The 12,551-nt window shown below is 72.2% G+C and carries 11 protein-coding genes; all 11 read right to left on the minus strand.

The features are described 5' to 3' along the window. Positions 1–162 precede the first annotated feature (162 nt). The 11 genes from ACZ4M3_RS26510 to ACZ4M3_RS26560 all read right to left on the minus strand — a co-directional run bounded on the left by ACZ4M3_RS26510 (position 163) and on the right by ACZ4M3_RS26560 (position 12,550). On the minus strand, positions 163–1,605 hold the full coding sequence (locus ACZ4M3_RS26510) for a GuaB1 family IMP dehydrogenase-related protein (RefSeq protein ID WP_467736687.1): 1,443 nt from the start codon (positions 1,603–1,605) through the stop codon (positions 163–165). Between the two features lie 175 nt (positions 1,606–1,780). Beyond that, positions 1,781–2,938: an XdhC family protein gene (locus ACZ4M3_RS26515; protein ID WP_467736689.1), complete on the minus strand. Its 1,158-nt coding sequence runs from the start codon at positions 2,936–2,938 to the stop codon at positions 1,781–1,783. Beyond that, complete coding sequence (locus ACZ4M3_RS26520) at positions 2,938–4,218, minus strand: IS701 family transposase (protein ID WP_467736691.1); 1,281 nt, start codon at positions 4,216–4,218, stop codon at positions 2,938–2,940. Before ACZ4M3_RS26520 ends, ACZ4M3_RS26515 begins: the two co-directional genes overlap by 1 nt. Before the next feature lie 72 nt (positions 4,219–4,290). Further along, positions 4,291–4,938, minus strand: a complete 648-nt coding sequence (locus ACZ4M3_RS26525) for a TMEM175 family protein (protein WP_453351764.1) — start codon at positions 4,936–4,938, stop codon at positions 4,291–4,293. 84 nt (positions 4,939–5,022) lie between these two features. Continuing rightward, complete coding sequence (locus tag ACZ4M3_RS26530; protein WP_453351765.1) at positions 5,023–5,364, minus strand: nuclear transport factor 2 family protein; 342 nt, start codon at positions 5,362–5,364, stop codon at positions 5,023–5,025. 67 nt (positions 5,365–5,431) lie between these two features. Beyond that, positions 5,432–6,910 carry an ATP-binding protein gene (locus tag ACZ4M3_RS26535; RefSeq protein ID WP_467736694.1) on the minus strand — a complete coding sequence of 493 codons (1,479 nt, stop codon included), beginning with the start codon at positions 6,908–6,910 and terminating at the stop codon, positions 5,432–5,434. Further along, complete coding sequence (locus ACZ4M3_RS26540) at positions 6,907–8,166, minus strand: MFS transporter (RefSeq protein WP_467736696.1); 1,260 nt, start codon at positions 8,164–8,166, stop codon at positions 6,907–6,909. The genes ACZ4M3_RS26535 and ACZ4M3_RS26540 overlap by 4 nt, the downstream gene beginning before the upstream one ends. A gap of 29 nt (positions 8,167–8,195) precedes the next feature. Beyond that, on the minus strand, positions 8,196–9,020 hold the full coding sequence (locus ACZ4M3_RS26545; RefSeq protein ID WP_467736698.1) for an FAD binding domain-containing protein: 825 nt from the start codon (positions 9,018–9,020) through the stop codon (positions 8,196–8,198). Beyond that, positions 9,017–11,422, minus strand: a complete 2,406-nt coding sequence (locus ACZ4M3_RS26550; RefSeq protein ID WP_467736700.1) for a xanthine dehydrogenase family protein molybdopterin-binding subunit — start codon at positions 11,420–11,422, stop codon at positions 9,017–9,019. Before ACZ4M3_RS26550 ends, ACZ4M3_RS26545 begins: the two co-directional genes overlap by 4 nt. 4 nt (positions 11,423–11,426) lie before the next feature. After that, positions 11,427–11,951, minus strand: a complete 525-nt coding sequence (locus ACZ4M3_RS26555) for a (2Fe-2S)-binding protein (protein ID WP_467736702.1) — start codon at positions 11,949–11,951, stop codon at positions 11,427–11,429. Further along, positions 11,936–12,550, minus strand: coding sequence for an NADPH-dependent F420 reductase (locus ACZ4M3_RS26560; protein ID WP_467736704.1), 615 nt, complete (start codon positions 12,548–12,550; stop codon positions 11,936–11,938). The genes ACZ4M3_RS26555 and ACZ4M3_RS26560 overlap by 16 nt, the downstream gene beginning before the upstream one ends. Between the last annotated feature and the right edge of the window lies 1 nt (position 12,551).

Raw genomic sequence — 12,551 nt, forward strand, 5'->3', positions numbered from 1 at the left:
CCGGTCGAACGGCGCTGCCGAACGGTCGAACGGCGGGTCAGGGGTGTCCGGGGGATCACGCCCGGGGCCGGCCCTGATCCCCCGGACGCCCCTGACCGGCCGGACACGCCCGTGGCCCCGGCCCGTCCGAACGGACGGGCCGGGGCCACGGGATGACGGGAACTAGCTCCAGCTGGCGTGCAGGGGCTTGCCCTCGGCGTAGCCGGCCGCCGACTGGACGCCGACCACGGCCTTCTCCTCGAACTCCGCCAGCGAGCCCGCGCCCGCGTACGTGCAGGAGGACCGCACGCCCGCGATGATCGAGTCGATCAGGTCCTCGACGCCGGGCCGCGCCGGGTCCAGGAACATGCGCGAGGTGGAGATGCCCTCCTCGAACAGGCCCTTGCGGGCCCGGTCGTACGCGGACTCCTCCGAGGTGCGGTTCTGTACGGCGCGCGCCGACGCCATGCCGAACGACTCCTTGTAGAAGCGGCCGTCGGCCGACTGCTGGAGGTCGCCCGGGGACTCGTACGTACCGGCGAACCAGGAGCCGATCATCACGTTCGCGGCGCCGGCGGCCAGCGCCATCGCCACGTCGCGCGGGTGGCGGACGCCGCCGTCGGCCCACACGTGCTTGCCGTACTTCTTGGCCTCCGCCGCGCACTCCAGCACCGCGGAGAACTGCGGCCGGCCGACGCCGGTCATCATGCGGGTGGTGCACATGGCGCCGGGGCCCACACCGACCTTGATGATGTCGGCGCCGGCGTCGATCAGGTCCTTGACGCCCTCGGCGGCGACGATGTTGCCGGCCACGATCGGGACCTGCGGGTCCAGCGCTCGGACGGCCTTGATCGCGTTGATCATCGACTCCTGGTGACCGTGGGCCGTGTCGATGACGAGCGTGTCCACGCCCGCGTCGAGCAGCTGCTTGGCCTTGCCGACGAAGTCGCCGTTGATGCCGACGGCGGCCGCGATGCGCAGCTTGCCGTTGGCGTCGGTCGCCGGGGTGTAGAGGGTCGCGCGCAGGGCGCCCTTGCGGGTCAGGATGCCGACGAGCCGGCCGTCCCGGTCGACGGCCGGGGCCAGCTTGCGGTGGCCGGCGTCGAGCTTGTTGAAGGCCTCGCGGGGGTCGATGTCGGCGTCGACGAGCAGCAGCTCCTTCGACATGACCTCGGAGAGCTGGGTGAAGCGGTCCACGCCGGTCAGGTCGTGGTCGGTGACGACGCCGACGGGCCGGTTGTCGCCGTCCACGACGATTCCGGCGCCGTGCGCCCGCTTGGGCAGCAGGGACAGCGCGTCGGCGACGGTCTGGGTGGGCGCCAGGGTGATGGGCGTGTCCAGCACGAGGTGGCGCGTCTTGACCCAGGAGATGACGTCGGTGACGACCTCGATCGGGATGTCCTGCGGGATGACGACGATGCCGCCGCGGCGGGCGACGGTCTCGGCCATCCGGCGTCCCGCGATGGCGGTCATGTTGGCCACGACGAGCGGAATGGTGGTGCCGGTGCCGTCGGGCGAGGAGAGGTCGACGCCCTGGCGGGAACCGACCGCGGACCGGCTCGGCACCATGAACACATCGTCGTACGTCAGGTCGTACGGCGGCTTCTGGTCATTGAGGAAACGCACGTGCTGAACATCCCAGTCGATCGGAGTTGGCCCTCGACAGGGCAGCCGAGGAAACGCACGTACTTCATTCTCCCATGGCCCGGTGTTTATGCAGCCCGGTCCGATCGTCCAGGACATAAAGGACCGCCTGGTCGCTTCCTCCAGCCCGGCGGCCCCGCGGGCGCCCGGCGGCCCCTCAGCCGCGCCCCGCCGGTCCGCCCACCGGGAGCACCCGGCGGTGGACGGGGCCGTGGCGGTCGGCCAGCGGCGTGACGCTGCCGCCGTGCCGGACCGCGGTGAACTCGGCGGCGATGGCGAGGGCCGTTTCCTCGGGGGTGCCGCCGCCGAGGTCGAGGCCGATGGGTGAGCGCAGCCGGGCCAGCGCGGCCTCGGGCACGCCCTCCTCCCGCAGCCGGGCGGCCCGCTCGGTGTGGGTGCGCCGCGACCCCATGGCCCCGACGTACGCGAGGGGCAGCCGCAGCGCGAGGGACAGCAGCGGTACGTCGAACTTCGCGTCGTGTGTCAGGACGCAGACGGCGGTCCGGGAGTCGAGCCGGCCGGCCTCCCACTCGGCGGCGAGGTGGCGGTGCGGCCACTCCACGACGACCTCGTCGGCGTCGGGGAAGCGGGCCGGTGTGGTGAAGACGGCCCGGGCGTCGCAGACGGTGACCCGGTGTCCGAGGAAGGCGCCGATCCGCGCGAGGGCGGCGGCGAAGTCGATGGCCCCGTAGACGATCAGCCGGGGCGGCTCGGCGGCCGACTCGACCAGCAGGGTCAGCGGCTGACCGCACAGCCCGCCCGCCGTCCCCAGCTCGGCGGTGCCGGTCCGCCCGGCGAGCAGCAGGTCCCGCACCCGCTCGGCGGCGGCCCGGTCCAGGGCGGGGCCGCCGCCCAGGTGGCCCTCGTAGGAGCCGTCGGCCCGCACGGCCAGGGCCCGGCCGAGCTGCCGGGGCGGCCCGGCGACCACCCGGGCCAGCGCGGTCCGCGCGCCGGCCCCGGCCTGGTCGAGCACCGAGCGCAGGACGGGCCGCACCGGGTCGTGCCCGCGTACCGGGGTGATCAGTACGTCCAGGATCCCGCCGCAGGTCAGCCCGACCGCGAAGGCGTCGTCGTCGCTGTACCCGAAGCGGTGGACGCCCCCTTCCCCGGTGGCGATCGCCTCCAGGCACAGCTCGTGGACGGCGGATTCCACGCAGCCCCCGGACAGGGAGCCGAGCGCGGTGCCCCCGGCGTCCACGGCCAGCGAGGCACCGGGGCCGCGCGGCGCGCTCCCGCTGACGGCGACGACGGTGGCCAGCGCGAATTCGCGCCGCTCGGCGCACCAGGTGCGGAGTTCCCCCGCGATGTCCAGCATCAGCGGATGTATTCGCGGCGGGGTGCCTGGCCGGGTATGAGCGGCCGCGGCGGCAGGACGGCGGGCGGCCGGGGCCGGGTCGGGCCCTGGTAGGGCAGCGGCGCCGGGTCGGGCAGCCGTCCTCCGGCGCTGCCCAGCAGCCGGGCGGCGTGGGCGACGCTGGCGAGGGTGGCGTGGTGGTGCCAGCCGCGGAAGGAGCGGCCCTCGAAGTCGCGGATCCCGACGGGTTCGCAGGTCTCGGCGAAGTCCAGGGAGACCCGGTCGGTGAGCTTGGCCAGCAGGAAGAGCTGGGCGAGCGGCCGGTCCCCGATGTTGGTGATCCAGAACTCGGAGGGCAGCAGGGCGGCTTCCGTCCAGGCGCCGACGAGCAGCAGCGGGGTGGGCGGCGCGGCGGCGGGCCGGTCCTCGCCGGCGGTGGCGAGGATGGAGGCCGAGGTCAGCAGGGTCACCGCTCCCTCGGCGCGGCCGTGCCGGGTCCATTCGACGACGCGGCGCTGGGAGCGCAGCGAGTCGATGAGTTCCCGGGCGGGGGCGGTGTGCAGTCCGGGCTTGTGGCGCCCGGACCCGCCGAAGGAGACGGGCAGCGAGCCGTCGACCTTGAAAACGAAGGGGATGTCCTGGAGCGTGAAGGACTCGATGCACTGCGGGAGGTCGCTGTTGGAGACCTCCATCACCACCGGCCGCCGCTGGAGCTGCCAGGTCGCGGCCATGCGCTGGACCGCGTGCACGGCGTCCTGGGCGGGGGTGAGCGAGCGTGCCGTGTCGGGGATGCCCGCCCGGCGGCGGCGCAGCAGTTCACTGGTCCAGGGCCCGGGGAGGGTGAGGGTCCATTCGACCGGGAAGCTGGCTTCGCTGGAGGCCAGCCAGATGCCCCCGGCCTGCTGGCAGTTGGCCGTGCGGCCGAGCTGGGGGACGAACTGCCGGCCCACGCCCACGGAGCGGTCGCCGGCCTTCTCGATGACCATCGGCTGCACCACCCAGGCCAGCGGCCGCTGGGCGGTGCGTTCGATGTGCTGGGCGAGGGACCGGCGTACGGGGGTCCAGTCCCACGGGGACTTGCTGATGAACTGCTGGAGGCTCTGCTCGACGGAACTCGCGCCGGTTCCGGCGATGTTACGGATTGTTTTCTTCCCATTGGTCCGCACGAGACCGTTGAGATAAACGCGGGCCCAGTTTCGCTGGTCCCGCCGGGGTAATGACTCGAAGAACAGAGAGATCAGGACGTCGATCAACTCGGAGATTTCCTTTGCGGAATCCTCCGGCAGGACTACGCGAGCCATCTGGGCCTCCCCCGCGACCAGCTAGATCCAATACCCTACTTGACCGCGCAGAACGGCCGTAGGCCAGGGCGGCTACTTCCTGAGGTCGCCGGCAGTTGCGAGCCGCTCTTCCTCTACCACGAGTGGGATCGGGATCTGGTTCGCCGCATAGTAGAGCGCGATCAGGAAGTGTGCGCCGAGAGTGAGCGGTGCGGAGAAAAAGGACAGGAGCACGGTCATGGGGTAGGCGATCGCCCCCAGGCCGAACCGCATTCGCGTCGCCCGGGCGCCTTCTTTGTCCACCTGTTCGTGGAAGAGGTGGCCGACCCGCGTGACGTACCACCAGAAGGCGAGGAAGGCCAGGGCGTAGGCGACGGTGAGCGAACTGTAGAGGATGGCGGCCGCGTTGGCCGACCCGCCTTCCTCCATGAGGTGTTCGGCGAGCACGGTGGTCGTGTACGGGATCACCGATACCACCATCAGCACCAGGAGATTCAGGAACAACAGCGGGCGGTCGACCCGCTTGAGGTGACTGAAGATGGTGTGGTGGTTCACCCACATCACGCCGATGATGAGGAAGCTCACCACATAGGCGGCGTAATGCGGCCACTGCTCCCAGACGCCGTGCCAGAACTCCGATCCCGTTTCTTTCGGAACTTTGAGTTCCAGAACGAGAATGGTGATGACGATGGCGAACACGCCGTCGCTGAATGCCTCGACGCGACCGGTTTCGCGCTCCATTGACTCCCCTTTGTCACTCGCTTCGCGCACGCGGGGAGGGCGCTGCCCCCGCCCTCCCCGCACACGCTACCCAGTTCTCGGGGCTCAGCTGCCGAACCCGGCGGTCTGACGCCAGATCCGGCCATCGCGGACCACAAGTGTCCCGAACGCGTGCTCCGGCTGACCGTTCAGGTTCATGATCGCCCGGTAGAAGATCGTGTCCTCGGTCTCGACGTACTCCTGGAGTTCGACCAGGGTGGGCTTGACCGAGAGGTAGCCGGTGAACGTCTCGCGCACCGCCTCGATCCCCACCGAGGCCCCCTCGAAGCGCAGCAGCACGGCGTCGTCCGTGTAGTTCTTCATGACCGCCTCGATGTCGAGGGCGGCCAGCGCCTCCATCTGGCGGACGAAGACCGGGTGCAGCTTGGAGATGTCGTACGTGGCCATGTTCGACTCCACTCTTTCCACGGGAACGGGCTCATTGGGAACGGGCTCAACTGGTGCCGCGACCGGCTCAACTGGCCGGAGCGGCGGCGGCGGTCGTCTGCGGCGGGGTGGCGAGCGGCAGCCGTACGACCATCCGGGTCTCGCCGGGGCGGGAGCGGGCCGTGATCGACCCGTGGTGGCGCTGGGTCACGATCCGGTAGCTGAGGTGCAAGCCCAGACCCGTTCCCTTCCCCACGTCCTTGGTGGTGTAGAAGGGTTCGAAGATCCGGGGCAGGACGTTCTCGGGGATGCCGCGGCCGGTGTCGATGACCTCCACGACCATGCAGACGCCTTCCGCCCGGGCGCGCAGGGTGAGGGTGCCGGCGCCTTCCATGGCCTCGGCGGCGTTGTCGACGAGGTTGGTCCACACCTGGTTCAGCTCGCCCGGATAGCCCGTGAGTTCGGGCAGGCCGGATTCGTACTCGCGGACCAGGGTGATGCCGGAGAGCTTCGACCGGAGCACGACCAGCGTGTTCTCCAGTCCGTCCGTCACCGGGAAGCGCTGCTCGGGGGCGCGGTCGAGATTGGCGTAATCCCGGGTGGCGGCGACCAGCTGGGAGATGCGCGGGCCCGCGGCCCGTAGCTCGGCCGCCAGGGAGCGGATCTCCAGCAGCGCCGCCAGGTGGTCCAGGGCGGCGGGCAGGGCCGGCTCGCCGATCCCCTCCAGCCGCTCCAGCAGCCAGCTCAGCTCAAGGCCGAGGTCCGAGACGCCCGATCCGAGCAGCCCCGGCCGCTCGGTACCCGCCTCTTCGGCCCAGTCGGTGATCTCCTCCTCGGCGTCCGCCTGCGCCAGCGGGTCCGAGGTCTGCGGCGGCGGCAGCTTGTCCAGCTCGTCGGTGAGCCGGTCGAGCAGGGCGCGTTCGGCCCCCGAGGCGGCTGCGCCCCAGGCGTGCGCGGTGCGGGTCAGCCGGTCCAGGGCGGGCGCGAGTTCCTGCGCCGCCCGGGCCACCGCGGCCGCCGGGTTGTTCAGCTCGTGCGCGAGCCCCGCGGCGAGGGTGCCCAGTGCCTCCACGGTCGCCCGCTTGCGGGCCTGCACCTCGGAGGACTTGATCCGCCAGGCCAGTACGGGCAGCAGCACGGCCGCCACTCCGTGGCAGCGGGTCAGCATCTCGAAGAACACCGGCTTCGGGTAGCCGACGACGGTGGTCGCGGGCCCCGACGCGCAGGCGGTGGCCACATAGGAGCCGTCGGTCAGCAGCGGCAGCTCCCCGGTGAAGCGGTGCGCGGCGGAGGGCTTGCCGTCGTGCTCCTCGGCGGCGGCGCTCTCCTCCTCGGTGGAGTGCCGGGTGAGCACCTCCTCCCGGCCGTCGATCACCTTGGTGACGACGAGTCCGCCCGCGAGCAGCACGTGGAAGCACGTGGCTTCGTCGCCGTCGCGGAAGAGCAGGTCTCCGTCGGCCAGCACCCGGGGTTCGGAGACCGAGACCAGCCAGTCCAGTTGCTCCTCGGTGAGACCGCCGAAGATCTCCAGATCATGTAGCGCCGACCGCAACTCCGGGCCGTTCATACCGTGGTCCCCTCTGCCCGGGTACGGGCGGACAGCCGCAAGGTCACGATCAGGGCCAGCGCGCACACGCCGGCGACGGCGGCCATGAAGCCGACCGAGGTGCGGTGCAGCCCGTGGATGTTGGTCAGCATCCCGGCGAGCACCGACGGGACGCTCATGGCGAGGTACGCGAACACGTACACCGCCGCGGTGAGTTCACCGCGGTGCGCGGGTTCGGCGAGGGTGCTGAGGGCCCGGAAGGAGCCGAGGAAGGCGGCCCCCCAGCCGGCGCCCAGCACCGCCGTGGCGACGAGGAAGACGGGGGCCGAGCCGAGCCCGAGGGCGAGCAGCACCAGCCCCAGGCCGGCCAGCAGCCCCAGCAGCCCGACGACCGCGGTGCGCAGCGCCTCGGTGCGGCCCAGCAGCAGCTGGGCGCCGGTCGCGGCGCCCGCGAGCAGGGCCACGGTGGCCCCGCCGACCAGGTAGTTGGTGCTGCGGAGCAGCGACAGGGCCAGGTGCGGGCCGAGCGAGAGGTAGAACCCGCCGACCGACCAGACGGCGACGATCGTGAGCACCAGGACGGCGAAGCGGCCGCCCGCGCCCTGCGGTATCCGGATCCGGTGCGGCGCGACCCGGAAGCGGCCGCCCCGCAGCCCGGGAGCGCTCTCGCCCATCCGGACCACCCCGACCAGGGTGAGCGCGAAGGCCCCGACCAGCAGCACGTAGCTCAGGACGGTCGGGGCGGGCCCGTACTGGACCAGGAGGCCGGCGCCCAGGCCGCCGAGCCCGATGCCCACGGTGGGGCCCGCGCTGTTGACCTGGGCGCCGAGTGCGGGTTTGGAGCGCGGGGTCAGTTCCAGCAGGGCCGCGCCCATCGCCCCGGTGGCCAGGCCGACCGCCAGCCCCTGCACGGCGCGGGCGGCCAGCAGCAGCCCGAGCCCCTGGGCCCCGGCGAACAGGCCCATCGACACGATCGCGAGGACCAGTGCGGCGCCGAGCACGGGCCGCCGTCCGAGGGTGTCGGACAGCGACCCGAACAGCAGCAGTCCGGCCAGCACGGTGACGGCGTACAGGGCGAAGACCACCGTGATGGTGCCCGAGGACAGGCCCCACTTCTGCTGGTAGAGCACGTAGAGGGCGGAGGGCACGGAGGAGGAGAGCATGAGCAGCACGAGGACGGCGCCCACCACCCAGAAGCCGGAGCCTCTGGGTGCACTGGCCGGCTGGCCGGTCGGGTGCACGATGTCCCCCGTGGTCGTCTCGGTCGGTTCGGCCACTCTCGTCAACTCCCCGTGGTGGGCGGTGGTCAGGCGAGCGCCTGGGCCCTCGCCAGTGCGCGGGCGGTCAGCACGCCCGCGAGGTGGCCGAGGTACTCGGCCGAAGTGCCGCGGCCCGGGATGAACAGCTCCCGGGGTTCCGCGCGGAACGCCGCGAGCACGCTGTCCGTCGTGTACGGGCCGCCGCGCAGCCGGTCCTCGACCCCGCGCAGGCGCAGGGCGCGGGCGGTGGCCCCGGTCACCGCGATGCGCGGGCCGTCGGCGGTGATGCGTACGGCGGTCGCGCACAGCGGGTATCGGGTGGCCCGGTCGGCGCTCTTCTCGAACGCGGCCGCGGGGCCGCCGGCCGGTACCAGCAGGGCCGTGAGCACGGCGCCCGCCGGGACCCCGGAGGCGGCGAGCTCCTCGGCCGCGGCCGTGGACCGCCCGCCCGGACCGGCCAGTTCCGCCTCCGCACCGGCGGCGATGGCGGCGACCGGCAGGTCGGTGGCCCGGCCGGTCGCCGCCAGGTTGCCGCCGACGGTGCCGAGGTTGCGGACCTGGGGGTCGCCGTTGGCGCGGGCCGCGGCGGCGATCTCCGGGGCCTGCGCCAGCACCAGCGGGTGCGCGGCGAGTTCGGCGAGCGTGGTCAGCGCCCCGATCCGCAGCGTCCCGTCCGGGGCCGCCGCGACGCCCCGCAGTTCCTCCAGGTGGCGCAGGTCGACCAGCAGACCGGCCCGGGCGGCGCCGGTGCGCAGGTCGGGCAGCAGGCTCTGGCCGCCGGCCAGGGCTCGGGCGCCCGGGGTGCCGGCGAGGAGGGTGAGCGCCTCTTCGAGGCCGACGGGCCGGACGTAGTCGAACTCGGTGAGGATCACTGGGCTTCCCCTCTCATGCGGCGCCAGACCTTCTCGGGGGTGAGCGGCATGTCGATGTGCTGGACGCCCAGGTCGGAGAGGGCGTCCACGACGGCGTTGACGACGGCGGCGGCGGGCGGCACGGTGGCGATCTCGCCGGCCCCCTTGGCCCCGAGCGGGTTGTGCGGGCTGGGCGTGGTCGTCTTGTCGAGGGAGAAGAAGGGCACGTCGGCGGCGCGCGGCAGGGCGTAGTGGTTCAGGTCGGAGCTGATCAGCAGCCCGTCCTCGTCGTATTCGGCGGCCTCCATGAGGGCCTGGCCGAGGCCGTGCACGATGCTGCCCTCGATCTGGCCGAGGACGATCTTGGGGTTGCCGATGTTGCCGGCGTCGTCCACGGCGGTGTAGGACACCACCTCGGTCTCGCCGGTCAGTTCGTCGATCTCGACCACCGCGACGTGGGTCCCGAACGGGTAGTTGAAGTCCGGCGGGTCGAAGTGGGTGGTCTCGTCCAGGGCGGGCTCGATCTCGTGCGGCAGTCCCCAGCCGTACCACATGGCCATCGCCAGCTCGGCGAAGGTCTTCGCGTTCTCCTCGTTGCCCTCTTCGTGGACGCCGCCGTTGGCGTAGACGACCTTGTCCTCGGGAACGTCCAGGAACACGGCGCCCGCCTTGACCAGCTTCGCTTTGAGTTTGCGGGCGGTGAGGGCGACGGCCGGCGCGGCCATGCTGTAGGAGCGCGAGCCGTAGGTGCCCTGCCCGTACGGGGCCTTCTGGGTGTCCCCCTCCAGGACCTGCACCTGCGCCGGGTCGATGCCGAGTTCGTCGGCGGCGACCTGCGCGAAGACGGTGCCGTGGCTCTGGCCGGTGGAGGCGGAGCCGACGGTCACGGTGACCTCGCCGGTGGGGTGGACGCGGATGTTCGCGCTCTCCCAGGTCCCGCCGAGCATGCCTTCCTTCGACATCCGGGTGGAGGGGCCGACACCGCAGATGGCGACGTACGTGGCCAGGCCCACGCCGAGGCGCTTGCCGCGGGCGCGGGCCTCGGCCTTGCGGGCGGGCATGTCGGCGTATCCCGACAGCTCCACGGCCCGGTCGAAGTTCAGCTGGTAGTCCCCGGAGTCGTAGGTCCAGCCGAGCCCGTTGTCGTACGGGAACTTCTCCTTCGGCACCAGGTTCTTGCGCCGCACGGCCGCCGGGTCCATGCCGATCTCGGAGGCGTACCGGTCGACGAGGCGCTCCATCAGGAACGCGGCCTCGGCGCGCCCGCTGCCGCGCTGGGCGCCGAGCGAGACGGTGTTGGTGAAGGCGGCGTAGACCTCGCAGAAGGCGGCGGGGATGTCGTACATGCCGCTGATGGAGCGTCCCATCAGGGCGGTGGCGACACCGGGGCCGATGGTGGAGGGGTAGGCGCCCAGGTTGGCGTAGCTGGTGGCGCGCACGGCGGTGATCCGGCCGTCGCGGGTGCCGGCGAGGGTGACGTGCTGGCGGTGGTCGCGGCCCTGGACGGTGGAGTTCATCAGTCCGGTGCGGGTGTCCACCCACTTCACGGGCCGGCCGAGCGCCTTGGACAGCAGCAGGACCAGTGCCATGTCGGGGTAGAGGTAGCCCTTGGTGCCGAAGCTGCCGCCCACGGTCGGCGCGATGACGCGCAGCTTGTTGAAGGGGATGCCGAGGACCAGGGCGGAGAGCAGGAAGCGGTGGTTGTGCGGGCCCTGGGTGGAGGCGTAGAGGGTGTACTCGCCGGTGGCCGCGTTGTAGTCGCCGACCGCGCCGCGCGGCTCGATGGGGCTGTTGATGGTGCGCTGGTTGACGAGGTCGAGTTCGACGGTGACCTCGGCCTCGGCGATGGCCGCGTCGGTGCGGTCCTTGTCGCCGCAGGTCCAGTAAGCGTTCAGGTTGCCCGGAACGGCCTCGTGCAGCTGGGGGGCGCCCTCGGCGAGGGCCTCGTCGGCGCGGGTGACCACGGGCAGCGGTTCGTACTCGACGGTGATGGCGGCGAGCGCGGCGGCGGCCTGGCGCGGGGTTTCGGCGACCACCACGGCGATCGGGTCGCCGACGTGCCGGACGGCGTCACCGGTCAGCACCGGGCGGGCGCCGGGAAGTCCGTAGGGGTGGGGCGGGAAGTGGCTCTCGACCCCGCCGGGTATCCAGATGCAGGGCAGCGGCATGACGTCGGTGAAGTCGGCCGCGGTGGCCACCTTCAGCACCCCGGGCAGCTGCTCCGCGGCCTTGGTCTCGATGGACAGGATCTTCGCGTGGGCGACCGGGCTGCCGAGGATGGCCATGTGGGCGGTGCCCGGCAGGTTGATGTCGGCGACGTAGATCGCCTCGCCGCGCAGCAGCTGCGGGTCCTCCCGGCTGTCCAGCGGCTGTCCCAGCACTCCGTTGCCCTGGAGAGCGCTCTCCCCCGTAACTGCGGTCATGGCCTCACACCTCCTGTCCGGACGCGGCGGTGGCGGCCGCGGCGGCGGGTTCTTCGGCGCGGGCGGCGGAGCAGGCGCGCTGCACTCCGCGTACGACACTGTGGTAGCCGGTGCAGCGGCACAGGTTGCCGGTGAGCCATTCACGGATCTCGGGCTCGGTGGGGGCGTCGCGGTCGGCCGTGTTGTCGACGAGTTCACCGAGGGCCATGACCATGCCCGGGGTGCAGAAGCCGCACTGGGTGCCGTGCTCCTGGCGCAGCGCTTCCTGGAGGCCGGTGAGCTCGCCGCCGGTGGCGGTGACCCCTTCGATGGTGGTCACCTGGGAGCCCGCGGCCGATGCGGTCAGGACCAGGCAGCTCTTGACGGACCTGCCGTCGAGCCGGACGACGCACGAGCCGCACTGGCCGGTGTCGCAGCCGACCTTGGTCCCGGTCAGCCCGAGACCGTCACGGAGCCGTTCCACGAGCAGTTCGTTCGGCGGGGCCGAGAACTGCTCGGGTCTTCCGTTCACGTTCAGTGAGAGATCCATGCGAGCGCCTGCGCTTCCGTGAGCGGCCGGTTGAAGAGGGGTCCGCCGGGCTGTTGGAGAATTCCTCCGGAGTGCAGCGGGCCGGTGTCGACGGGAGCGAATCCCAGATCCGAGATGATTCCCCCGACGATTTCCTTTGCTTTCCCGTCGTCGCCGGCCGTGAAATGGGCCAGTCGTTCGCCCCCTGCGGTGCCGGCTACGGCGAGCGTCTCGAAATGCATGGTGTTCAGGGATTTCACGACCCGGGCGCCGGGGTACCACTCGGCGACCAGGTCGCTGGAACCGCGGCCGCCGAGGTCGGCGGGGGTCCCGGCGCCGCCGAACGCGTTGGTGGCGTCCACCAGGACCTTGTCCTGCACCACGTGCGGCGGCAGCAGCCCCCGCACGTGGTCGAACGGCACCATCAGCACCAGCAGGTCGGCCCGGCCGGCGGCCTCGGTGGGGTGCGCCGCCGAGGCCGCGGGGCCGAGTTCGGCCAGCAGCGGGGCCAGGGTCTGCGGGCCCCGGGCGTTGGCGAGCACGACCTCGTGCCCGGCGGCGACCAGGATCCGGGCGAGGACCGTGCCGATCCGCCCGGTGCCGATGATGCCTGTCCGCATT

This window comes from Streptomyces sp. NPDC026522, assembly GCF_055567555.1.